Below are 22,239 nucleotides of genomic sequence, written 5' to 3'. Positions count from 1 at the left end.
GCGGCGCGGAGCGAGAACCGGGCCGAAAAGAGAGCGCCGACCGACACATTGACGACAGATCACTTGGACACCGTCATCTCTTTTCGGAACCTACAGGGCCTCGGCCGGGGGTCAGATGACCCGGCGGGCGGCGAGAATGGTCCAGTCCGCCAGGGCCGTGATGCGAACTGGTTTTCCCGTCCTTGGTGCTTCGATCGCGAGCCCTTCGCCGATGTACATGCCGACGTGTTCGGGGCGGGCGGCGCTGCCGCGGGAGAAGATCAGGTCGCCCGGCTGAAGGTGCTTGACGGAGACGGCCTTGCCCTCGTTGATCTGCGTGTACGTAGTGCGGGTCAGCGTGATGCCGGCGTGCTTGTACGCCTGCTGGGTCAGGGAGCTGCAGTCGCAGCGGCCCATCGGGTCGGGGCCGTGCGGCGCGGTGCAGGTGCCGCCCCACTGGTACAGCGTGCCGAGCTGCGCCATCGCCCAGGCGATCGCCTTGCGCGCCCTCGGATCGGCGTCCTTCGGGATCGAGTAGCCCTTCGGCACCGACCCTTCCGGGATCGTGCCGTACTGCGAGCCGTCCTCCGTCGCGGCACAGGACGCGGTGCCGGAGGTGTCCGTCTGGATGGTGTCCTGGTCGGTGGCGGGGAACGTCGCGGCGATGGCCTTCTGGAGGGCGGTCGCCAGCGTCTCCCACTGCGCGTAGGCGTCGGGGTAGGCCGAGCGCTGGACGGCCTGGGCGGCCTGGGTGACGGTCAGCTGCTGCCAGCCGTCCACCGCGAGCAGATGCTTGTAGAACTGGGTCGCGGCGTAGACGGGGTCGTGGATCTGCGCGGCGGTGCCCCAGCCCTGGCTGGGGCGTTGCTGGAAGAGCCCGAGGCTGTCGCGGTCGCCGGAGTTCAGGTTGCGCAGCCGCGATTCCTGCATCGCGGTGGCGAGCGCGATGATCTGACCCTTTGCCGGCACGTTGAGGCTGATCCCGGTGGCCACGATGGTGCGGGCGTTGGGGATCTGCTCCTCGGGCAGGGACAGGCCCTCGACACGGACGGTCGTGGCGTCCGCCCCGTTGAGGATCTTGGTGACCTGCTCGACGACGGCGTCGGTGTCGACGTCACCCACGCACGTGAGGGAGGAGTAGGTGCTCTGGGCGGCCTCGCTGCTGGTGGCCATCAGCATGGCCGTGCCGGCGAGGAGGAGAGGGGAGAGGACGAAGACGCCGATGCCGGCGGCCACGCCCTTCAACCGGGAAAGCCTCCCCGGAGGCGGTCGCGGTCCGGTGGCCTGGGCAGAGACGGGTAACGAGGCGTCATCAAGGGTCCTTGGGGTGCGGTGTCCGGCGCGCCGCGTGCGCATGGCGTCGTGGAAGGGAGCGCGGCGTCCGGGGTGGGCGATCGAGTGCGTCGGCTGGCCGTGGGCGAGTTGCCGCTCGCTCTGCGGGGCCGAAAGGCGCTAGGTGTGCCGGGGCAGGGGGAACCTCCAGGAGGCAACGGGGGGAGAGAGCCAGCGGCGGTGTGCGCCGGGCGGTTCAAAAACAGTAGGCCCGAATCGGCCGTTGACCAAAAAGTCGGCGGGATGTGCCGGATTCCGGTACCCCGGACAGGCACTTCTTGGTCGTCGGCCGATTCGCCTCTACAGTTTTAGGACTCCCTCGCCCTCCCCGGTCTGCGGCCTTGGGCTTCTGCATGCCCGTTTTCGGTTCCGCGGGGACGTCATGTGCGAGGCGGTCACATTTCCTGCGCATGCGCATTCACCGACCCGAATCGGGGTTTCTCTTTGCCTTTTTCCCTGCATCAGGGCGACGCCTTGAGCGTCCTTTCCAAGCTGCCGGACGACTGCGTCGATTCCGTGATCACCGACCCGCCCTACAACTCGGGCGGTAGGACCGCGAAGGAACGAACGAGCCGGTCGGCGAAGCAGAAGTACACCTCCGCCGATGCCCAGCACACGCTGCCGGACTTCACCGGCGAGAACATGGACCAGCGCTCCTACGGGTTCTGGCTCACCCAGATCATGACCGAGGCGCACCGGCTCACCAAGACCGGCGGCACGGCGCTGCTGTTCACCGACTGGCGGCAGCTGCCCGTCACGACGGACGCGATCCAGGCGGCCGGCTGGCTGTGGCGGGGCGTGCTGGCCTGGCACAAGCCGCAGGCCCGCCCGCAGAAGGGGCGCTTCACGCAGAACTGCGAGTTCGTCGTCTGGGCCTCGAAGGGGCCGATCGACGGTTCCCGCAACCCGGTCTATCTGCCGGGCATGTACTCCGCCTCGCAGCCGTCCGGTTCGGCCCGGCGGCACATCACGCAAAAGCCCGTCGAGGTGATGCGCGAGCTGGTCAAGATCTGCCCCGACGGCGGCACGGTGCTCGACTTCTGCGCCGGTTCGGGGTCCACCGGGGTCGCCGCACTTCTCGAAGGCCGTGACTTTATCGGCGTGGAGAAGAGCGAGCAGTACGCGGCCGTCGCGGCCGACCGGCTCACCGAGAGCCTCCGCGCAACCCTCGCCCAGGACGATCTGGTCCTCACCGCCTGACCCGCCAACAGGGTTAATTTCAGCGAAAGTTGGCGCCTTTCGCAATGCAGACCGACATCCCGGGGCGGACTTTGTCCTTCCTGCGGGTCGGCCTGTTCGCCACCGCTTGGCGTGTCCTGCCCTTCCCACAGCCGAGGAGGCCCTTGTTTTCATGCCTGAATCCGTAGAACCCCCGGATGAGGGGGAGTTGGAGCCGGTCCGCCTCCCCGATTCCCAGTTGGAGGGGATCGAGGCCAGCGTGCGCCGACTGATGGAGGAGTCGGCGCAGCAGGCCCGCCAGCTCGACCATCTCGCCGCCGCCCCGGCACCCGGAGGATCGCCGTTCGCCGCCTTCGGCCTGCCGGGCTTCGGCGGACCGACCCCGGCACCGTCCCCGGAGCCGCGCCCCATCCTGGAGCTGGAGGGCGAGGCGTACGAGGATGAACTCGACGCCCTGTCGGACTGGGTGGACGACTGGCTCCTGCCCGTCTACGGAGCCGAGGTCACCACGGCGGCACCCTGGTGCCCGCAGTGGCAGGAACACCAGGACGTCGTCGCCTGGCTGCACGCCCTGTGGATGGCCTACCAGCAGCACAAGGATCCCGAGGCGGGCCTGTCCGGCATGGCGGTGTGGCACCGCGACTTCCTCACCCACACCATCGCCGCCGTCCGCGCACCGGGCGGCCCGCTGTCGGCCTGCATGACCTCCCCGGAAAGGCCCGCGCACCGGATCCTGCCCGGCCCGCCCACCTCCGTGCGCACGCAGAAGACGACGCAGCCCGAGCCGCCGGACTCCGGTGAACCGTACGAGCTGACGGCATGAGCGGGGGACAGCCACGGTCGGCCTTCGGCCTGAGCTTCGATCCCCGCGCCCTGACCGACCTGCTCCAGGCCCCCGGCGACATCCGCGACCTCGCCCTCGCCTACCTCCAGGACGTCGTGAACGGCCAGCGCTACGGGCTGCGCCTGACGGGCGACCTGGAGGGCTACCGCAAGCTGGTCGTGGACGCCCGCAAGGACTGGCGGGTCGTCTACGGCCTACGGCCCGCCCCGGAGGGCGCGGTGCACCAACGGGAGATCTACGTGGTGGCCGTGAGGCCGAGGGCCGGCAACGACGTCTACGACGAGGTCGGGCGGCGCCTGGGCATGTCGCGCCGCCCGCTGAGCGCGCGCACACATGCGGCACGCTCGGCGTCGCCGCAGCTCGCGGCCCGAGGCCCGGCACCGAGGCCCGGCCCCCTGCCCTCCGCGATGCCGGGCCTGCCCCGCGCTGCGCACAGCGCCTCGCACCGGAACACCCTCTGAGGACACGGAGTTGCCGCCCATGCCTCGTGATCCCGCGCCTACGGCAGCCCGGCGCGCGATGTCCTCGCTCGACTCCCGGATCGAGGCCGTCACCGGTCACGACGTCGACACCCTGTGGGCGCACCGCGACCGCGATGTCCTTGACGCACCGCACACCGGCCTCGTCGACCGGCACCGTGAGCTGGTCCAGGCCGAGACGGGCGTGACCTTCTACCGCACTCTCCTCAACCGCCTGTCCAGTGGCGAGTTCGCCATCGATGCCGCTCTGTTCGCGCGGATCGACCGCACCGTGGACCAGCTGCGGGACGCCGCCGATGTCCGGGATGCCGCCGTACGACGGGTGCTCGCCGCCCTGGAACCGATCGAGGCCGCCGCGAGTGCGGCTTCCGGACCGGCGACAGAAGCGATCTCAACTGCCGATCAGGCGGCCCTGCTTGTCATCGCCGGCGGCGCCAAGCTCTACGAACACCTCCTGACCGGCCGACTCGCGGTCACCGCGGCCTCCGGTACCCGCATCCCCTACGCCGAACTGCAGCGCCTGGTATCCGGTGGTCTCGTGTCCGTCGACACGAGCCACCCCGTCCACGCCGGCCAGCCCGTGAGCCTCACCGACGCCGGCCGCGCCGCACTCGCCTGCCGCCGCCCCGCAGCAGGCGGGGTACAGACGGCGGCGGCGCGGCCCGGAGCGTGGCCGTCCACCTCAGCACGCCGGCGCTGACCGACCACCGAAAGGCTCTGATTGCCCTCCGCCGCATCGACGCCCACCCCGGGCGACACGCCTGAAGTCGACTTCGACGTGGACGAACTCGACGCCGATGAGCAGATCCACCGCGACTTCTACCGGCAGGTCCAAGTCAACGAGGACATGCTCCTCCCGCTCGCCGAGCACCACACCGCCGGCCGTGAGCACAGCTACTACGTCCTGTTCGACCGCACCGCCACCTCGGGCCACCCCGGCATCCCCCGGTACGTCGCCGTCCACCTGCACCGGCACCACGAGAAGCGGACGTTCGACTTCGAGAAGGCCCAGCTGCCGCTGCCCTCGATGGCACAGTCCTGGCTGATCCACCGAGACTGTCCCGCCGACGCCATCGGCCTCAACCCCGAGCTGGGACCGCCTGCGGCGGATGAGGCGACGCGGGCTCTGGAACGACGCCTCGCGGGCGACGGCGACCACTACGCACTCGGCTACTCCTACACCCGCGACGACCCGGACGACATGGTCACCGTCGTCGTCCTGCGCGCCCTGGACGAGCGCGCCACCTCGGCGTTCCGCGTCGTGGTCGAGGAGGTCGACCCCGACGCGTGGACGCACACCCTGCGCGAGGGCGCCTTCGCCACGGTCAAGGAAGCCCTGACGTGGTGTGACGACCGGCTCACCGGCACAGCAGGCCCCCTCCCGCCGGTCAGGCCGACCACGTCAGCGACCCGCCCGGCACTCCCGCCAACGGCCCCCATTCCGGGCCCGCACGGCAAATCGCGCTGAGCACCACACCGGTGGGCGCGGCGCAACATAGCCGACGATCGCCGGTTGGCCAAACCGGCGATTCTCCGGACTCTATTCACGGCCGACGGGACAACAACCCCGGCCGATTCTCCCCACCCCTCTTCCTTTTCTGCATGGAGGTTTCTTCCGCATGCGTTCCACCCGAATAGCGATATCCGCAGCCGTGCTCGGGGCACTCGCTCTGCCGGCTGTGTCGGCTTCGGCAGCCACCGCGGCCCCGGTATCCGCCGCCACGGCGCTACCCGCAGCGTCCTGCACCAGCAACCCGTACCTGCCGTGGGCCGTTCACGGCACCAGCGCCGTGACCATCCGCGCGAAGGCCACAACCGCGTCCACGGCCGTCGGCATCCTCTACAAGTCGCACCGGTTCACGGTGCACAAGACGACCAAGGGTGCGACGTGGGTGTACATCACGGACAAGACCACCAAGGTCACGGGCTGGGTGTCCGGCACGTACGTGTACCGCGACGTCCGCATGTGCCTCGACTGACGAGCGTGCGGCACCAACCAGCCTCTGTTTAAGCCGAGTTGGCCACTCTTTCGCATTCTCACGCCCATGGGGGCCGATAGGCCCCTGCGCCAAGGAGTTCTTTCTTGTCCGACGAGATATCCGACGGCACGGTCGATGTCGTGGACGTGCTCACCGAACAGATCGAAGCCCGTTTCGGACTCAGCATGGAGCAGTTGAAGGCCGCCGTCGCAGCGGCGCCGGACGCCAATCCGGACGCCACCGACATCGTCCACTGGCACGGGCTTCTCCAGGAGTCCCAGACGGTCCTCGACCGGGCGGAGCACGATCTGATGGTGGTGCTGGCGACCCAGCCCGGCCCGGTCGCCGACCGGACGCATGCCCTGGTCCGCCGTGTGGAGGCCGCCGTGGTCACGCGTGACGGGCGGGCCCAGACGGTGCGGTGGTACCTGGACCCGACGGCCCCGGGCAAGCAGGGCCTGGCCGCCGAACGGCTGGCCCGCCTCCGCGCCACCCGCCGGGGCCCGGCTGTGCCGACCAGCGCCCCGCCCCGTCCGGCCACCGCGCCGCAGGCCGCGAAGGGCGTGACACGGTGAACACCCGACGCAAGCCCAGCTCCGTGGACACTCGGCTTCACCAGGTCTTCGATGCTCCGATCGATGACCTGTACGAGATGGCGGTACGGTCCGATGCCTCCCCGGCCCTGACCCGCGCGCTGGAGCTGCGGTCTTTCCTCGCCCTGACCGAGGAGCAGGTCGCCCGGGTCCGTGACCGTGTTCACCACGCCACGGCGGCCGACCGCGACATGGGCGAACTGTCCCCAGACAGTCTCCGCTTCGACGCGCAGTGGCTGAAGGCGGCACTCGACGCCCGCGACGGATACCGCGCCGCGATCGACACCCTGCTGCGCACCATGCCGCCGACCGGCCACCGCACCCAGCCCATCCGCACGGCCCAACCCCAGGTCACCGCCGCTCTTCCCACGGCCGTCGCCGCCCTGGCACCGCAGCGTGCCGGGGCGGCCCGGGCCCGGTAACCGTGAAAGCCCCTGAATGCCCCACCTGACGTCCACCGTCATCGCCGGACGCATCGAGGACCTCTACGGCGCCCCGCTCACTGATCTCGCCGCCCATGCGCAGGACCTGCCGCCCGGCATGCTCTCCGCTCTCCTCGGCCTGTACCACGGCCTCGCCGTCGCCGAGCAGAGCATCGCCAGGAACCGCGACCGGCTCGCTCAACTCGTGGCAGCCGAAGGGCAGATCGGCACGCACGAGGTCTCGCACGTTCTCGACTGTGCCCGTCGGCTCGCAGAAGCGGTCGCCATCCGCGATGTCCAGGCCACGACGGGACTCGCCGTACTCCAGAGCCTGGGGCGCGTCGCCGCCCCCGAACCGTCCCCGGCGCCCGCGCCCACCGTGCCCGCGCCTCCCGTGGCGGCGACGAGCGCTGCTCCGAGCCGCTGAACCCGCGCGGACATCCCCCTCTCTTGTCTTCCTTCACCCAGGAGTTGCTCCCTTGACCCTCACCGGTCTGCCTCCCGACGCCGACACCGACATCGCCCGGGTCTCCCAGGCCCTCGCCATGATCACTCCGCGCTGGAACGCGAGGATCCTGCTTGCCCTCGACGGGCAGCCGCTGCGCTACAAGGAGATCGCGCGCAAGGTGTCCTGGCTGCTCAATGGCCAACTGCACCTCAAGCTGAAGCAGTTGTGCGATGCCGGCCTCGTCCAGCGCACCGAGCACACCACTAGGTACGTCACCTACGGCCACACCGACCGCGCTACAGCGCTGCTGCCGGTCCTGCCGCTGATCGTCACCTGGGCCGAGAAGAACCTGGAGAAGCCGGAGAGGCCGCTGCCCGCGATCGAGCAGATCGAGGACGGCCTCACCCTCCTGACCCGGCGGCACGCCGTCGCGTTGCTGTGGGTGCTGAAGGTCCGCGGGGAGAGCAGCGGCAGGACGCTGGCCAGACTGGTCATGCCCGACAGCGACTGGACCAACGTCTACCCGCCGCTGCGTCAGCTCGTCGCCGACGGCCTGGTCGACACCGACGGCATCGGGCACCCCTACCGCCTGTCCGCTGCCGGCAACGCGCTCGGGCCCGTCCTGGGCGCGCTGTCCGCATGGTCCGCGGGACAACCCCTGAGGCAGGCCGCACACCACCCGGTCTGGGGACGACCGGATACCGCGCCCGCCGAGCAGAAGTGGGTCAGCAACCCGTCGCGGTTTCCCGCCCCGACCGCCACGCCCGCGCCGGCCACCACCCGCCACAGTCCACCCCCGGCCTGGCAGCACGGCGGCCTCTTCTCGCATGCCATCCCTGCCCGCCTGAAGGCGGCCCTTCCGGCGGGAGGACGGCGCCGATGACCACCTCCGTCACGACGACCGACGTCCAGCACGCCCAGACCGTCCTGTCCTCGCCGGCTCTGATCCGGCTGATCAGCGAGATCGACGACAACGGTCCCCTCCCGCCCCGCGCGCTGACCCGTACCCTCGCCGACGTCCCTGAGGAGCACCTGCGCCACTGCGCCGACCAGGCCCGCGCGCTCGGCCTCGTCCACGTGCAGCCCGGCGCCGGCCTCAGCCTGACCGCGTCCGGCGAGGAACTGGCCGACGTGTACGACGCGCTGGCCCGCTGGGCTCGCCGCCATTCGTATCCGGCGCCGGTCTGCGACTTCACCGGGCGGATCCAGCACACCCTCGCGCTCCTGGCCCAGCCGCCGGCAGGCCCCTCGAAAGGCGATCCCCGGCGACGTGCCGACGGTGTCCCGGGGAGTGCGGAGGACGGCGCGGACTTCGTCCGGCTGAGCCGCCTTTTTCAGGAGTGGCTGCGCACCAACCCGCAGGTCGTCGGGGTCGCCGATCCCGAGGCAGCCGCGTGAGGGCAAGCTGCGCCCGGCATACCCGCCGCCCCGCCCCGTCGCTGGTGCGCGGCGTCTACTTGCCCCGGAGCGCCGACGGTGCCGCGTTCGCCATGGCCACCTACGGCATTCCGCTCATCGTGGTGGCGACGACGGGGTCGGCGGCGCTGACGGGACTTGCCTTCGCGCTGGAGTGGCTGCCGCGGCTGGGCGCGTTCACGGTGGCCGGCACCCTCGTCGACCGTCACGGAATCGCCCGCGTCTTCCGCACCGCCTGCGTGCTGCGGGCCCTGGTCGTTGTGGTGGCCGCGCTCCTGCTGGCCATGCACGGTACGGGACTTGCGGCAGTGGTGACGGTGATGACGCTCGCCCCGCTGACCGGCTTCCTCACCGAGTTCAGCTATGTCGCGGCGGAGACCGCCGGCGGAGAGGCAAGCCGGACGGCCGGAGACCGCGCACACCGAGTCCAGTCGGTGCTGCTGGGGATCGACCAGACGGCGCTGCTCGCCGGGCCCCTGGTGGCGGGCTTGCTGCTGGAACACGGCGGACCGGTCGTCATGCTCGGCACGCTCGCCGCGTTCTCCGTCCTCGCCGCCGTTCTCGCCCCCGGCCACCGGACCGCGACGAGGGGCGCGGCGAGCAGTCGGGGCGGACTGCGCACCGGCTGGCGCACACTGCGGGGACTTCCCGCGCTCGCCTGGCTGGTCGGCGGCCTGGTCATCTCCAACACGGCCGTCGCCCTGCTCCAGGCGGCCCTGCCGGTCATCGTGGTCAGCGAACTGGGACGCTCCAGTGCCCAGGCCGGACTCATCTGGTCCGCTGCGGCCCTCGTCTCCCTGCTCGCTATCACCGCCGCCCGCCGGGCGATCGACCGGTGGGGCCTGTGGCCGGTCGGCGCTGTCGCTGCCGCGATCGCCGCCTCAGCGACCCTCGCTGTCGCCCACGCCCATTCCTACGGCGGATACCTCCTGCTCATCGCTGTCCTGATGGCTGGCGAGGGGGGCCTCACCGTCGTGTTGCGCACCCTGCGCTCGCATCTCATCCCGGCCGATGTGTTCGCCAGCACCCTCGCCGTGACGATCCTGCTGCTCTTGCTGCCCTTCCCCGTCGCGGGACTGCTCGTCGCCGCCGTCCCGGCCGACCAGTTCGGACACGCCATCGCCGTCGCCGCGTGTCTGCAGGCCCTCGGCCTGGCGACCGCCTTCTTCCGCTTGCGCACCCTGACCGCCGCTTCCGCTGCCTGACCTCCCGGTACGAGAGGACCCCTCGCCGCACATGCTCACCACCCTCCAGGACGGACCTCCCGGCCTCGGCCTCCCGCACCGGGACGGACCCTCCATCACCGACCAGTTCCGCGCCTTCAACGCCCAGCACCCCTGGGTCTACCGCGCCCTGGAACAGCTCGTCGCCGAACGCCTCGGTCAAGGGGCGACCCGGGTCGGGATGAAGGCCCTGTTCGAGGCCCTGCGCTGGCGACACCCCCACGGCGTCAAGGGCCTCAACAACAACTACACGGCCCTGTACGCACGCCAGATGATCGCCGCGCACCCGCACTGGGCCTCCGCGATCGAGACCCGCCGCCGGCGCAGCCCGTGAACCCCTGACCGCTGCCGACCGCCCTTCAGACTTTCAAGGAGCCCGTTCTTGTCCAACCGCCCCATCGTCCTGGTCGTCGCAGCCGACAGGGAAGCCGAGGGATACCGCGCCACCTGCCTGACGTCCGTGGCCGCCGCCTACGACGTCGTCCTCATCACCGGTGAGGAGCCCTCGTGGGAAGTGCCCTACATCCGCGACTGTGTGGTCGTCGCGGACCCGACCGATCCGGCGATGCTGGTCGCCGCGGGCCGCGCCCTGGCGGAACGTCACCGGCTGGCCGGGGTGTTCACCTGGACCGAGTGGTGTCTCGTCCCGGTCGCCCGACTCGCCCGCCGGCTCGGCCTGCCCACCGTAGGTCCGGAGGTGATGCGGGCGTGCCGCAACAAGGCCACCGCACGCACCCTGTTCGCCCGGCACGGCGTCCCCTCCGCCGCCTCCGTCAGCGTCCGCAACCTGACGGAGGCGAAAGACGCCGCCGAGCGGATCGGCTACCCGGTCGTCCTCAAGCCCGCCGCCCACGCGGCCAGCATCGGCGTCATCCGGGCCGACACCCCCCAACAGCTCGGCGCGGCCTACGCGTTCGCCAGCCGGGCGGCCGGGCTGGGACGCGAGAGCCGCAGCGTCCTGGTCGAGGAGTACCTCGACGGGCCCGAGGTTTCCGTCGAGTGCGTCACCCACCGCGGTGAGACCACGGCGGTCGCCCTCACCCGCAAGACCGTCGGACAGGCGCCGTACTTCGAAGAGACGGCACACTCGGTCGACGCGGCCGACCCGCTGCTCCGCGTGGTCGCCCCGGCGGCACGGGCGGCGATCCGCGCGCTGGGCATCACCGACGGCGTCAGCCACGTCGAACTCCGCCTGGTCGACGGCCGCCCCCGCCTCGTCGAGATCAACGGCCGCATCGCCGGCGACATGATCAGCCACCTGGTGAGCCTCGCCACCGGCATCGACCTGCCGCGCGCCGCCGCCGACATCGCCTGCGACCGCGCCCCCGACCTCACCCCCACCCGCGCCTCGGCCGCCGCGATCCGCCTCCTCTACCCGGACACCTCCGGCACCCTCGACCGCCTGGCGTACGAGGGCGAGAGGCCGCCGTGGCTGGAGCGCATCCACTTCCAGCACCACGTCGGTGACGACCTGCTGCTGCCCGCCGACGGGGGCGACATGTTCATCGCCCGCATCGGCTACCTGATCACCACCGGGCCCACCGCCGACGTGGCGCAGGCCCGCGCCACCCAGGCCCTGGGCAGCCTCGACCTCCACATCACACCCCGCACCCCCCATGCGCTCGCCGACGGCAGGGCCGCATGAACCATCTGCTCGCCTCCGCCCGCCACGAGCGGACGGTGCTGACCGGCTACTTCCTGGGACTCGGCGCGGTGATGGCCCTCTGGGGTGCACGGATGCCCTCCGTCCAGCACGCCGCCCACCTGAGCACCGCACGCCTGTCGTTGGTGCTGCTCGCCGCCGCCCTGGGCATGGTCGCCGGACTCACCACCGGCGGCCGGCTCGCCCGGCCCGAGATGCTGCCCGCCCTCACGATCGTCGGCGGCGCCGGCCTCGCCGGATGCCTCGCCGTCCTGGGCCAGTGCACCAGCCTCGCCTCGCTGCTGGTGGCCGCGCTGGCCTTCGGGACCGCGCACGGAATCCTGGACGTCGCCCTCAACACGGCGGCCGTGCGCTGCCAGAACGCCATCGGCCGGCCCATCATGGCGTCCCTGCACGCCGCCTACTCCGGCGGCGCCCTCGCCGGCGCCGGCCTCGCCGCCGTGACGGCCCGTATGCCGCACACCGCTCTCTTCCTCTTGACCGGCCTGCCGCTGGTCGTCCTCGTGGTCGCCACCGCATCACGCACCCTCGCCCTGGCGGGCCCGGGGCAACCGGCCGCGCGCACCGGGCCCAGGACGGGCGAAGGCGGCCGGGCGTTGTCGGCAGCGAAGCTGTGGCTTCTGGGCGGCCTGGCCGCCGCGATCCTGCTCGGTGAGGGGGCGGCAGCCGACTGGGCCGCCGTCCACCTGCACAGCCTGCACGCCACAACAGCGGTCAGCGCCACGGCGTTCGCGCTCTACAGCGGCGCCATGATGACCGGACGGTTGACCGGCGACAAGCTCACCGCCACCTTCGGCGCCCCCACGGTGGTCCGCACGGGCGCGCTGCTGGCCGCCGTCGGGCTGGCCACGGGTGTGTCGGTCGACAGCATGCCGCTCGCCCTGGCCGGGTGGGCCGTCTTCGGCCTCGGGCTGTCCACCACCATCCCCTCGCTCATCACCGCCGCCGGGGCCGGCGGACCCCGAGCGGTGGCCACGGTCTCCGTCACCGGCTACCTCGGCCTGCTCGCCGGACCCGCCCTCATCGGCGCCCTCGCCAGCGCCACCTCCGTGTCCACGGCCCTGCTGCTGCCCGCCCTCCTCGCAGCCGCCGTCGCCGCCCTCGCCCACCGCGCCCTGGAGAACACCGCCCCTTGACCCGCACCACCACCGCACACCCCGGCCTCGACGCCGCGATCCTCGACTACAACGGCGTCCTCGGCCTCCAGCCCCGTCTTGATCAGTGGCAGCGCCTCGCCCGCACCGCCCACTGGTCCGAGCAGGATCTCGCCGGATTCCAGGACGCCGTCTGGAGCGCCCGACCGGCGTACGACGCCGGGCAGTTGAGCGACATGGCGTACTGGGCGAAGGTCCTCGGCGCCCACCCGGGCCCGCGCCTGCTGCGCCAACTGTGCGACGCCGACACCGACATGTGGACCACCACCGACGACCGCGTCCTCGCCGTTCTGGAGCGCGCCCACCGCAGCGGGCTGCCGCTGTTTCTGCTGTCGAACGCGCCTGCCCACCTCAGCGACGTCCTCGACACCACCGACTGGTGCCGCCGGCTCATGACGGGCGCCTTCTACTCGGCCCGGCTTCTGACGAACAAGCCCGACCCCGCCGCTTATCGGCAGGCCCTGGCCGCGACCGGAGCCCGGGACCCGCGGCGGGTGCTGTTCGTCGACGACCGTGCGGAGAACTGCCAGGCCGCCGAGCGCCTGGGCCTGCGCACCCTGCACTACACCGGACGGGTCGCCGACCTCGAAGCCGCACTGCTCCCCGGCTGATCCACCCTCTCCATCCCCTCGCCCCTCAGGATCTTTGTGCCTTCGAACGACATCGGCGGGGACGTCTACGTCTCACCCCGCTACCTCGCCGGGCTGCCCGGACATGCCGATCCCAGTTTCCACCCGGTGGCCCAATGGCCCCATCACCGCCTCGACGCCGGCCCGTGCCAGCTGGTGGTCACTTCGCCGGACCACCGCATCCGCATCGGATGGCTCGGCGATGACCACGACACGTGGCTGATCAGCGCCGCCGAGGACCCCGTCTCTGCTGCCCGCTGGACGGCGCGCATCAACCAGAACACTCCACCCGAGATCGTCGAAGGACTCACCCGCGCCCTGGCCGCCGAGTGGGACGAAGACAGCGACTCCTTCCTCACCTCGCGGTTGTACTTCTGGAGCGACGCGGTGCGGCCGTTGCTCGACGCGGGCTGGGAGAAGGGACCCCTCGCACGCGGCAGGGTGGAGGTAGTCTCCCCGGACGGCCTGGCCGGAGCGAGCATCGACGTCGTGACCTCCAGCCCCGACGCCGAGACCGTGACCTTGTGGGCGGGACCGCCGGGATGGGGAACCCGCGCCGAGGCGGCCTTCACCGCACGCACGCCCAAGCACCTGGTCGCCGCCACCGCCGCCGCCCTCGCCGATCCCACTCCCGTCCTGCGCTACAGGGACTCACTCGACCCGCGACTCGCCCAGCTGGCCCAGCTCACCCCCATCCTCCCGCCCGGCCCGCGGGTCCCGACCCCCCTCGACGTCCGACGTATCGCCTCCCGGCGCCCGGCCGCGCTCCCCGCCGCCAGCGTCCCGCGCTGGAGCACCACGAGCACACCAGCCCTGCCCGGCCGCAACCGCTGACCTGCAGCAGATATCTCAAATGTCCTTCCACGCCGAAGAGTTCTTCGCCGAGATGATGCTCCCCTTCGCCCACAGCACCGTGGTGGGCAACACCTACTACGCACGTCCCATCCCCGGCAGCCCGCTGCGCCTGTGTATCGGGTTCGCACCCACCATCTACGCGGACACCTACGGCGGGCTGCGCGCGGCCGTCGTTCACACCGACCACGGCGAGATCGATGCCGTCGCCCTCAACTTCATCGCCCACGGCACCTTCCACCGCCGCGACGAAGCCAGGAACACACGCTGGAACGATTCCGAGTACGGCACGTTCAAGGCGCGACACCACCAGACCAGCACACCTCCGTGGGAAGGGGCCGTCGCCACCGGACTGCGCTATGCGATCGAGCAGTACACCGCTGTGTGGTTCCCCGGCGCGTGGGCCGCGTCCGCACCGAGCCGCGCTGCGGGCCGTACCGCTCACCCGGCGCCAGCCCGGACGAGCGCACGTGCCAGTAGCCGCGCCCGCTGAATCTCAACACTCCAGGCCCCTTCTTCGCGTGGCCTTTTCCGGGAGGAGCCCCCTTCGTGTTGCCCGACCCCTTCAAAGACCTCGACCCCACCCAGCCCGTAAAGGTTCTCCCGCGCCACCTGGCCGGCCCCGGCCCGGCAGATCTCCACACGGCCTGGCCGTTCCCCTTCGACGAGGACTGGTCACTGCACCAGCCAGACGAAGGAACGGCCTACGCCACCAGCCCTTGCCTTCGCCTGTGGACCCGCTTCACCCCCGAACCCGACAAGCGGGGCAAGGGGAAGTGGACCATCGGCGCCAACCGGGCCCCGTTCGGGCAGACCGACTGGCAGATCACGTTCGACGCCACCACCCCCGTCGAACTGCTCCACGATGTCCACGCCGAGCTCCTCGACCTCCACCGGGACGACCGCACCAGCGACCAGGACCGGCTGTTCGACGACCCCGCGGCACCGTACGAGGGGTACGCACCCCTGTTCGCACGGGGCTGGAGCCACGACGTCAAGACCGACGGCACGCAGACCTTCCTTGCCCCGGACGGGCTCGGCGGCATACGGCACCGGTACGCCACCAGGGACTTCGGCACATCGGCCTGGCGAGCCTGGGGCGGATACCCGAGCGAACCGTACTGGCAGGCGCACTTCTCGTTCGGTACGCCCACCACACTCGTCGCGGCCTTCACCGCCTCACTGATCTCCACCGAGCCGCTGCACCGCGCCGTCCAGGATGTCCCCTTCCATACCCGCAGCCACCTCTACGTCGCCACAACGGCAGCCAAACAGCCGCCCAGTTGCTCACCTGCCGCTCCGCCTCCGGCGACGGCCGCTGGCCGGACCCGATGACTTCCCCTCCACTCGATCAAGGAGTCCCCTTCTCGTGCCTGCTCGTTTCGTCCGTGGCGTCAGCCGGTCCGCCGCTCTCGCTGCTGCGCTGACCGCCACACTCACCTGCGCGACGGCCGCAACGGCCCGAGCGTCCGAGCCGACGCCCTCGGCCTCCGCTGGTCCTTCTGAGACACAGGTGGCGGATGTGGGCAGCATCGCGATCACCACGAAGGACACGACCGGGGACATCCTCCCCGGCGCCGCGTTCCTCCTGCTCGACTCCGCCGGCCAGGAGGCCGGACGCGGGAAGACCGACACCCAGGGGAAGTTGACCTTCCCCGGCCTCGCTCCCGGCGTCTACCGGCTGAAGGAGACGGACTCCGGCAGCTCGCTCCACGACGCCGCCGCCGACCAGGACGTCATCGTCACCCCCGGCGCCACCGCCCCCGTAACGGTCATCGACCCCTTCAAGCCCGCCCACCTCACCCTCAAGGCCAAAGACAACAAGACCGGCAAGCTGCTGCCCGGCTCCACCGTCAACATCGGCACCGGTGACACGACCCTCCTCACCCTCACGACGGGCACGAAGGGCACGGCCTCCGGGGACCTGCCGATCTCCAGCCGTACGACCCAGTTCTGGGTCAAGCAGACCCGTATTTGTGCATAGCCGGTCAGTGACCGCTGTACCTTCCGCGGGTGCTGCGTGGAGCGATGTGGTCGGTGCACTTTGTGAGCCGGGACTTACCGGCTGTGGACGTATGGCCTGCCTACCTTGGAGAGGGCCCGGACGGGTTGCTGTCCTGGTGGGATGAGGAGGCGGTGCCGGATGGTCTGCCCTTCTTGTTGTCGCCGCGGTTTGAGTACGACGTCGCGTTGAACGCCTACTTCTTTCAGGCGAACGTGGTGACGGCTCCGTGGAACACGAACGCCAACCGGGCCCGGGCGATCGCACGGTTCTTGAACTTCCTGTTGGTGGCGCGGGGCGGGCGCTGCTGGCGGTCGGCCACAGCTGAGGATCATTTGGCGTTTCATCACTGGAGGCGTCGTGATCCTGTTGGTCCGCGGGTTGGCGGGGGGACCTGGAATCAGGAGGTGTCGCTGGTCAACTCCTTCTACGGATGGGCAGTGGGGCAGGGGCATGCCGCGTTCACGCCGATCCCGCAGCGAGACGCCCGGCCTGCCCCGGCGGGTACTGTGGTGCGACCGCGTGCGGCATCGACGGTCCCGGCGACCTATGCGCATGACGAGGGCGGAGAGCGGATCGAGTGGCTGCCTCCGACGGCATATCGCTGCTGGCGGGATGTCGGGATCCGTGGCTATGGGCCGGACGGGTTACCCTCGGCGAGGTTCCGGGGCCGCTGGGCTACCCGCAATGCCGTGTTCTGCGACGTGATGGTCCGCACTGGGCTGCGGCTGAGTGAGCAGGCCCATCTGTTGGTCACCGAGGTCCCAACGACGGCGGCTCTGGGCGGCTACCAGCGGTTCTGGCTGCCGGGAGCGATCGCGAAGAATTCGTCGGCCCGCTGGGTCTATCTGCCGCACAGCATGGTGCTGGAGCTGGGCTCCTACCTTGAGTGGGATCGGGCCGAGGTGGTGGAGAACGCGCGTGCTGCCGGGCGCTACGACGCGATCCGCCGGCCGTTGGTGATCGCCGATCCGGAGCGGCCGGACGTCGTTCATCAGCTGACCGCGGCGGGGGTGACCCGGCTCAGGCTGCGGGACCTGCGGCCGGAGGAGCGTCGGCGGCTGCTGCGGGAGACGGATTTCGGGCTGGAGCCGGCGATGCTCTGGCTGAACGAGCACGGGCTTGCGATGTCGGTGTCGGGCTGGAAGTCGGTGTTCACGACGGCCAACTCCCGCTGCCGCAAGGCCGGGATCGGGTTGGCCGCGCATGCGCATCTGCTGCGGCACACCTTCGCCGTGGTCACTCTGGAGCAGTTGCAGCGGGCTCACATCGCCCAGCTCGGTCAGCTGGAGGAGGAACAGCGCGGCCACTACGTGAGGATCTTCGGCGATCCTCTGGACTGGGTGCGCCGGAGGCTGGGTCACCGGTCGGTGCTGACCACGTTGATCTATCTGCATGCGTTGCAGGAGCTGGAGATGGAGACCCGGATGGCGTTGGTCCCCGACACGTGGGAGGACCCCAGGGACACCCCGCTGGTCCAGCTGGGCGTTCACAGCGCGTCGGGCGGCGGGGCGTGGTGACGGCACAGGGGCGGGGCAGCACGGGCCCGGGCCGCCGGGCCGCCCTGCCTCAGCAGCACTATCCGGGCAGCTCGGCCTCGGCTGACCGCGAGGCGGCCGACTTGCGGGTGCTGTTCGAGGGCGACGACGCACGCCGCTGGGTCTTCGATGCGGCGGTGTTTCCCCTGCCGGGCTGGCAGCGGGGTTTGGCGGACGGGTTCGCCGAACGAACCGGGCCCGTCGGCGGGCTGAGGACGCTGGCATCCGCGCGGTCGGCATGGGAGTCGCTGTCTCGGTGGATGAGTTTCCTGGCCGCCTTGCCGCAACCTCCGCAGCAGCCGGGTGAGTTGAGCGTGGTCCACGTCGAAGCCTTCCAGGCCCAGACCGAGGGCACCTACCGGGCCTCGCAGGATGTCAGCGCGATTCGGATGCTGCTGGCCACGAAGGCTTTACGGCCAGCAGTGGACGAGCAGGTCGCGGTCGCCTTGCAGCGGCGGCCGGTCCGGCCCAAGTGGGGAGTCACGGGGTATTCCAACGGCGAGTTCGAACGGCTGATCGCGGCAGCCCGCGCAGACACGGCCCGGATCCGGGACCGGATCCGGACTGGGCAGCAGCTTGCCGACCATGCCTCTGCGGACCGGACTGACGCGCGGGGCCTGGGCGGTCGGCTCGCCGGGGTGAGGGCGTCGGGAGTCGTTCCTGATCTCGGAGGCGGCGTTCACGTGGCCGGCCCGCGCTGGCAGTTGGCACGGCATCTGTTCGTGGTGACCGCGGATCTGGCGCCGTTGCTGGTGCTGCTGACCGCGCTGAGCGAGCGCAACGGTGAGACGGTCAAGGAACTGCCGGCCGAGCACCGGGTGCTGGACGGCCGGGCGGTTGAGGTCCGCGGGATCAAGCGGCGGCGCGGCTCGGGCCGTTGGGAGGAGACATTCACCTGGGAGATCGGGCCGCCGGGACGCGAGCTGCACACGCCGGGCGGCTGCTATCTGCTCCTGCACGAGCTGATGGCGGCCAGCCGGGCAGCCTGCGGCAGCGACCGGCTGTTTTGCATCTGGAGCAACGGCAGCCGTCGCGGGGCGAGCGGTCTTAAGGAGCACATCGCCCCGTTCGCGCGGAACCTCGATGGCAGTTACCTGGGCCTGTCGGCCTGGGCGGCCGGCCGGGCGAAGCCGCTGATGGCCGATCCCGTCGGCGTGCAGGAGCCCGAGCCCCTGCGGGTCTCCTTCAACCGGATCAAGACCAGTGCCGAGGTCCGCCGCACCCGGAGGCTGGGCGGGCATCTGCCGTCTGCGGCGAAGTCGAACACCATGCAGGTGCTGTTCCGCAACTACCTTGGCAAGGACCCGGTGATCGTCGACTGGAGCGAGGACATCCTCGGCCAGGCGTTCGTCGACGCGGAACGGGCAGCCGTTCAGGCGCACCAGCAGCTGGTGGCCTTGCGCGGACACCCCCGGGTGCTTCCCGGACCGGTCACCGAGGAGGGTCTGGCCGTCGGCGCGGGGCTGGACGACGAATCGGCCCGCCGGGTCGCGGGCGGGGAGTTGGACACTGCTTGGAGCGCATGCGGGGATCCGGGACGGCATCCGGCGACCGGCGGAGAGTGCCGGGTGTCGTTTCTGGACTGCTTCCACTGCGGAAACTGCCTGATCACCCGCTCCCACCTGCCGCGGCTGCTGAGTCTGCTCGATGCCCTGGTTCAGCGACGGCAGCAGATGAGCGAGGCGGAGTGGTGGCACCGCTACGGGCCGACCTGGGCGGCGATCCGGCACGACGTGCTGGCGAAGTTCAGCCCGGCCGAGCTGGCCCGGGCCGAGGCGGACAAGACCGGCGACGCGCTGTTGGACCTGGTCGAAGAGCCGTGGGAGACACCATGACGACACCGGCCGCTGCCCAGGGCCTGGAGCCGGAGGTGTTCGTGCTGTCGGCCTGGCCGCTCAAGCCCGGCCTCCGGCTGGAGGACACCTCCCGATTCGCGGACTCCACCTGGCAGTTGGGACACGCGGTCCACCGCCTGAACGTGCGATCGCTCACCCTCTGCTTCGACCGGGTTCCCCAGCCGTTCCGGGCCACCGCGAAACAGCTCTGCCTCGCGATGCTCTCGGGCCCGCTGCCGCCGGCCGAGAAGCGTCCTTGCCTGGACACCGTCCACACCGGTTTCCAGGAGGCCGTCCGCTTTCTGACATGGGTCGACCAACGGCCGGGGCCACGGTTTCGGTGCCTGGCGACCCTGACCGCAGCGGACCTGCTGGACTACCAGGACATGCTGCGGCGGATCGTCCGGTCGGTGAGCGGCCGCAGCAAGGCCCGCTCGGCGGTGCGCTGGTTCTGGCGCTGGCGCGATCACCTCACCGACTGCCTCGCGTTCGACCCGCGACACATGGACGACTGGGGAGAGAAGTCCGTACGCCGACACCAGAGGCCGCAGGAGAACCGCACCCAGCGGATCCCCGAAGACGTCATGGGCCCGCTGTTCGTCTGGGCCCTGCGGTTCATCGACCACTTCGCTGCGGACATCTGCGCAGCCGATGGGCAATGGCAGCGGCAACGCTGGGGCATGCCGGTCGACCGCACGACCCGGGTGAGTGAGGTCTCGACCCGGGCAGCCCTGGAGGCCACACTCGACACCTACCTCGCACACAACCGGCCGCTGCCCGGCTGGCGGGGACAGCCGAATCTGATCCGCATCGCCCGTCAGACCGGCTACCACCGCGCGATGTTCCGCGACCCTGCACTGCGGCTGCTGGTCGCGTCGGCGGCCGCCGCCGTCGGTGTCGCCGAGACCGCCGGCTTCGACCTCGACATCCAGGGCCGGATGGACGGACGGCCCTGGATCGGCCAGATCGTCACCAGCCACTTCCACGACCACGGCCTGGCCATGCTCGCTCGGATGCTGCAGACCGCGGCCTACATCGTCATCGCCTACCTGAGCGGCATGCGCGACAGCGAGGTCAAAGCCCTCGCCAGGGGCTGCCTGCGCACCGAGACGGACAGCAGCGGAAGGTCCTACCGGTGGAAGGTGACCAGCCTGTCCTTCAAGGGCGAGGCCGATCCCCGCGGAGTGACGGCGATCTGGAACGTCGGCGAACCCGTCGCCCGCGCGATCACCGTGCTCGAGCTGCTCCAGCCACCTGGTGTCGATCACCTGTTCAACCGTCTCGACCACGGCGCAGGCGGCCATAAGGGACGCCGTCATGCCGCCATGACCACCGGCCAGACGAACGACAACCTCAACCACTTTGTCGCCTGGGTGAACCGCTACTGCGACAGCCACGGACGCCACGACGCCATCCCCGCGGTCAGCGGCCGCTCCTTCAAGCTCCACACGGCCCAGTTCCGCCGCACCCTGGCCTGGTTCATCGCCCGCCGCCCCGGCGGGACCATCGCCGGAGCCCTCCAATACCGCCACCACAGCATCCAGGTCTTCGAGGGATACGCCGGCACCAGCGACTCCGGCTTCCGGGCCGAGGTCGAAAGCGAACAAGCCCTGGCCCGCGGCGAACACCTTCTCACCGTCATCGATGCCCACGAGCACACCCGTCTGGCTGGCCCTGCAGCCGCCGAGGCCGCCCGCCGCCTCGAGGAGTTCGGACAGCGCACCCGCTTCCAGGGCACCGTCGTCCTCGACGACCGCAGGCTCCGACGGATCATGAACCGGGACGACCCCGCGATCTATCCCGGCACCTACATCACCTGCGTCCACGACCCGGCCAAGGCCCTTTGCGAACGGGCCCGCCAAGGAGCCTTCGAAGGACTCGGCGACCACCCCCAGTGCCAGCCACTGGCCTGCCGCAACGTCGCCCTCACCACGGAGAACACCGACGCCTGGCGAAAAGAGATTGATCTGGTCGATCAGCAGCTGACCAGACGCCCACCGCTGCCGCCCCTCCTGCAGAACCGGCTGCTCCGGCGCAAGCACCAGATCGAAGACTTCCTCGCCACCGCCCAGGAGCCTTCGTGACCCGCCGCACCGACCTCCCATCCGAAGCGCGGGTCCGCGCCGCCCTGGCCCGGCTCAGCCAGAAAGCCAGCGAGACCGGCAAGCGCCCCACCGTCCTCGCCCTGGCCCGCGAGTTCGGACTGAGCAACACCACCTTCCGTCGCCACTTTCCCGACATCGCCCGGGACATCGCCGAAGCAGCCCGCACCAGCGCATCCGCAGCCGACACCCCAGTCAGCCACTACGACCTGCTCGTTGCCCGCAACGCCAAGCTGAAACGGCGGAACAAGGAGCTGACCGCCCACCTCATGCTGGCTGCTGCCCGCATTCAGCAGATCACTCTGGACAACGACCGTCTGAAGCAGCAACTCGAAGCTGCCACGGGAGTCGCCCGCATCGGAGCGCAACACCGCAGACCGCCGTCCCAATAGTTCATGCTGTCGGCGGCTTCCAAGTAGGTACTCCTCCGCACTCACTGACGCGCCGTCCTGTCCAGCGGCGACTCGGAGTCACCATGTCCGCCGCCGCGCCCTGGTCAGCCGGGCACGTCAAAGCCGCGTACGCAGTGAGGTCGTCGGTCGAAGCCGAAAGCTGCCCGAGCGCATTGCA

General features: G+C 70.7%; 25 protein-coding genes. 24 read left to right on the top strand and 1 reads right to left on the bottom strand.

Annotation, left to right across the window (positions count from 1 at the left end; genetic code table 11):
* Window positions 1–111: 111 nt before the first annotated feature.
* Entirely contained in the window at window positions 112–1,224 is a 1,113-nt protein-coding gene (locus AB0E07_RS27945; RefSeq protein ID WP_362257888.1) for an NlpC/P60 family protein, read from the bottom strand.
* A gap of 531 nt (window positions 1,225–1,755) precedes the next feature.
* Between AB0E07_RS27945 and AB0E07_RS27940 the strand changes: the two genes are divergently transcribed.
* The 24 genes from AB0E07_RS27940 (at window position 1,756) to AB0E07_RS27825 (ending at window position 22,061) form a co-directional block, all read left to right on the top strand.
* Window positions 1,756–2,511 carry a site-specific DNA-methyltransferase gene (locus tag AB0E07_RS27940; protein ID WP_362257886.1) on the top strand — a complete coding sequence of 252 codons (756 nt, stop codon included), beginning with the start codon at window positions 1,756–1,758 and terminating at the stop codon, window positions 2,509–2,511.
* A gap of 250 nt (window positions 2,512–2,761) precedes the next feature.
* On the top strand, window positions 2,762–3,313 hold the full coding sequence (locus AB0E07_RS27935) for a DUF4913 domain-containing protein (protein ID WP_362257903.1): 552 nt from the start codon (window positions 2,762–2,764) through the stop codon (window positions 3,311–3,313).
* A complete protein-coding gene (locus AB0E07_RS27930; protein WP_362257883.1) occupies window positions 3,310–3,795 on the top strand; it encodes a hypothetical protein in 486 nt (161 codons plus the stop codon). Before AB0E07_RS27935 ends, AB0E07_RS27930 begins: the two co-directional genes overlap by 4 nt.
* Window positions 3,796–3,814: 19 nt before the next feature.
* Window positions 3,815–4,513, top strand: a complete 699-nt coding sequence (locus tag AB0E07_RS27925; protein ID WP_362257881.1) for a hypothetical protein — start codon at window positions 3,815–3,817, stop codon at window positions 4,511–4,513.
* A gap of 21 nt (window positions 4,514–4,534) precedes the next feature.
* On the top strand, window positions 4,535–5,281 hold the full coding sequence (locus AB0E07_RS27920; RefSeq protein ID WP_362257879.1) for a hypothetical protein: 747 nt from the start codon (window positions 4,535–4,537) through the stop codon (window positions 5,279–5,281).
* 151 nt (window positions 5,282–5,432) lie between these two features.
* A complete protein-coding gene (locus AB0E07_RS27915) occupies window positions 5,433–5,792 on the top strand; it encodes an SH3 domain-containing protein (RefSeq protein WP_362257876.1) in 360 nt (119 codons plus the stop codon).
* A 104-nt stretch (window positions 5,793–5,896) separates the two neighbouring features.
* Entirely contained in the window at window positions 5,897–6,367 is a 471-nt protein-coding gene (locus AB0E07_RS27910; RefSeq protein WP_362257873.1) for a hypothetical protein, read from the top strand.
* Window positions 6,364–6,807, top strand: a complete 444-nt coding sequence (locus tag AB0E07_RS27905) for a hypothetical protein (RefSeq protein WP_362257870.1) — start codon at window positions 6,364–6,366, stop codon at window positions 6,805–6,807. The genes AB0E07_RS27910 and AB0E07_RS27905 overlap by 4 nt, the downstream gene beginning before the upstream one ends.
* Before the next feature lie 16 nt (window positions 6,808–6,823).
* Window positions 6,824–7,234 (top strand): hypothetical protein, encoded by a 411-nt coding sequence (locus AB0E07_RS27900; protein WP_362257867.1) that lies wholly within the window; start codon window positions 6,824–6,826, stop codon window positions 7,232–7,234.
* A gap of 52 nt (window positions 7,235–7,286) precedes the next feature.
* On the top strand, window positions 7,287–8,138 hold the full coding sequence (locus AB0E07_RS27895; protein WP_362257864.1) for a winged helix-turn-helix transcriptional regulator: 852 nt from the start codon (window positions 7,287–7,289) through the stop codon (window positions 8,136–8,138).
* Window positions 8,135–8,653: a regulator gene (locus AB0E07_RS27890; protein ID WP_362257861.1), complete on the top strand. Its 519-nt coding sequence runs from the start codon at window positions 8,135–8,137 to the stop codon at window positions 8,651–8,653. Before AB0E07_RS27895 ends, AB0E07_RS27890 begins: the two co-directional genes overlap by 4 nt.
* Before the next feature lie 92 nt (window positions 8,654–8,745).
* Window positions 8,746–9,876 (top strand): MFS transporter, encoded by a 1,131-nt coding sequence (locus tag AB0E07_RS27885; RefSeq protein WP_362257900.1) that lies wholly within the window; start codon window positions 8,746–8,748, stop codon window positions 9,874–9,876.
* 31 nt (window positions 9,877–9,907) lie between these two features.
* Window positions 9,908–10,228 carry a hypothetical protein gene (locus tag AB0E07_RS27880; protein WP_362257858.1) on the top strand — a complete coding sequence of 107 codons (321 nt, stop codon included), beginning with the start codon at window positions 9,908–9,910 and terminating at the stop codon, window positions 10,226–10,228.
* A gap of 48 nt (window positions 10,229–10,276) precedes the next feature.
* Entirely contained in the window at window positions 10,277–11,539 is a 1,263-nt protein-coding gene (locus tag AB0E07_RS27875; protein WP_362257855.1) for an ATP-grasp domain-containing protein, read from the top strand.
* Window positions 11,536–12,693: an MFS transporter gene (locus tag AB0E07_RS27870; protein ID WP_362257853.1), complete on the top strand. Its 1,158-nt coding sequence runs from the start codon at window positions 11,536–11,538 to the stop codon at window positions 12,691–12,693. Before AB0E07_RS27875 ends, AB0E07_RS27870 begins: the two co-directional genes overlap by 4 nt.
* Window positions 12,690–13,322 (top strand): HAD-IA family hydrolase, encoded by a 633-nt coding sequence (locus AB0E07_RS27865; RefSeq protein ID WP_362257849.1) that lies wholly within the window; start codon window positions 12,690–12,692, stop codon window positions 13,320–13,322. The genes AB0E07_RS27870 and AB0E07_RS27865 overlap by 4 nt, the downstream gene beginning before the upstream one ends.
* Before the next feature lie 36 nt (window positions 13,323–13,358).
* Window positions 13,359–14,174: a DUF317 domain-containing protein gene (locus AB0E07_RS27860; RefSeq protein ID WP_362257846.1), complete on the top strand. Its 816-nt coding sequence runs from the start codon at window positions 13,359–13,361 to the stop codon at window positions 14,172–14,174.
* A gap of 19 nt (window positions 14,175–14,193) precedes the next feature.
* Complete coding sequence (locus AB0E07_RS27855; RefSeq protein WP_362257843.1) at window positions 14,194–14,685, top strand: hypothetical protein; 492 nt, start codon at window positions 14,194–14,196, stop codon at window positions 14,683–14,685.
* A 56-nt stretch (window positions 14,686–14,741) separates the two neighbouring features.
* Complete coding sequence (locus AB0E07_RS27850) at window positions 14,742–15,527, top strand: DUF317 domain-containing protein (protein WP_362257840.1); 786 nt, start codon at window positions 14,742–14,744, stop codon at window positions 15,525–15,527.
* A gap of 187 nt (window positions 15,528–15,714) precedes the next feature.
* Window positions 15,715–16,176, top strand: coding sequence for a prealbumin-like fold domain-containing protein (locus AB0E07_RS27845; protein WP_362257838.1), 462 nt, complete (start codon window positions 15,715–15,717; stop codon window positions 16,174–16,176).
* A 29-nt stretch (window positions 16,177–16,205) separates the two neighbouring features.
* Complete coding sequence (locus AB0E07_RS27840) at window positions 16,206–17,714, top strand: integrase (protein WP_362257835.1); 1,509 nt, start codon at window positions 16,206–16,208, stop codon at window positions 17,712–17,714.
* A 101-nt stretch (window positions 17,715–17,815) separates the two neighbouring features.
* A complete protein-coding gene (locus tag AB0E07_RS27835; RefSeq protein WP_362257833.1) occupies window positions 17,816–19,567 on the top strand; it encodes a hypothetical protein in 1,752 nt (583 codons plus the stop codon).
* The gene (locus tag AB0E07_RS27830) at window positions 19,564–21,651 is read left to right on the top strand and encodes a hypothetical protein (protein WP_362257830.1); all 2,088 of its coding nucleotides are present in this window, start codon (window positions 19,564–19,566) and stop codon (window positions 21,649–21,651) included. The genes AB0E07_RS27835 and AB0E07_RS27830 overlap by 4 nt, the downstream gene beginning before the upstream one ends.
* Window positions 21,648–22,061, top strand: a complete 414-nt coding sequence (locus AB0E07_RS27825; RefSeq protein ID WP_362257827.1) for a hypothetical protein — start codon at window positions 21,648–21,650, stop codon at window positions 22,059–22,061. The genes AB0E07_RS27830 and AB0E07_RS27825 overlap by 4 nt, the downstream gene beginning before the upstream one ends.
* Window positions 22,062–22,239 lie beyond the last annotated feature (178 nt).

The organism is Streptomyces sp. NPDC048002 (assembly GCF_040653275.1).
In the GTDB taxonomy this organism is placed as follows: Bacteria; Actinomycetota; Actinomycetes; order Streptomycetales; family Streptomycetaceae; genus Streptomyces.
The sequence above is the reverse complement of the archived record's forward strand: the minus strand, read 5'-3'. Positions and strand labels throughout refer to the sequence as shown.

Excerpts from the sequence above, each read along its gene's own strand:
- AB0E07_RS27935 (WP_362257903.1), top strand. The coding sequence starts at position 2,762 with ATGGAGGAGTCGGCGCAGCAGGCCCGCCAGCTCGACCATCTCGCCGCC.
- AB0E07_RS27930 (WP_362257883.1), top strand. The coding sequence starts at position 3,310 with ATGAGCGGGGGACAGCCACGGTCGGCCTTCGGCCTGAGCTTCGATCCC.
- AB0E07_RS27925 (WP_362257881.1), top strand. The coding sequence starts at position 3,815 with ATGCCTCGTGATCCCGCGCCTACGGCAGCCCGGCGCGCGATGTCCTCG.
- AB0E07_RS27915 (WP_362257876.1), top strand. The coding sequence starts at position 5,433 with ATGCGTTCCACCCGAATAGCGATATCCGCAGCCGTGCTCGGGGCACTC.
- AB0E07_RS27900 (WP_362257867.1), top strand. The coding sequence starts at position 6,824 with ATGCCCCACCTGACGTCCACCGTCATCGCCGGACGCATCGAGGACCTC.
- AB0E07_RS27890 (WP_362257861.1), top strand. The coding sequence starts at position 8,135 with ATGACCACCTCCGTCACGACGACCGACGTCCAGCACGCCCAGACCGTC.
- AB0E07_RS27885 (WP_362257900.1), top strand. The coding sequence starts at position 8,746 with ATGGCCACCTACGGCATTCCGCTCATCGTGGTGGCGACGACGGGGTCG.
- AB0E07_RS27880 (WP_362257858.1), top strand. The coding sequence starts at position 9,908 with ATGCTCACCACCCTCCAGGACGGACCTCCCGGCCTCGGCCTCCCGCAC.
- AB0E07_RS27870 (WP_362257853.1), top strand. The coding sequence starts at position 11,536 with ATGAACCATCTGCTCGCCTCCGCCCGCCACGAGCGGACGGTGCTGACC.
- AB0E07_RS27855 (WP_362257843.1), top strand. The coding sequence starts at position 14,194 with ATGTCCTTCCACGCCGAAGAGTTCTTCGCCGAGATGATGCTCCCCTTC.
- AB0E07_RS27830 (WP_362257830.1), top strand. The coding sequence starts at position 19,564 with ATGACGACACCGGCCGCTGCCCAGGGCCTGGAGCCGGAGGTGTTCGTG.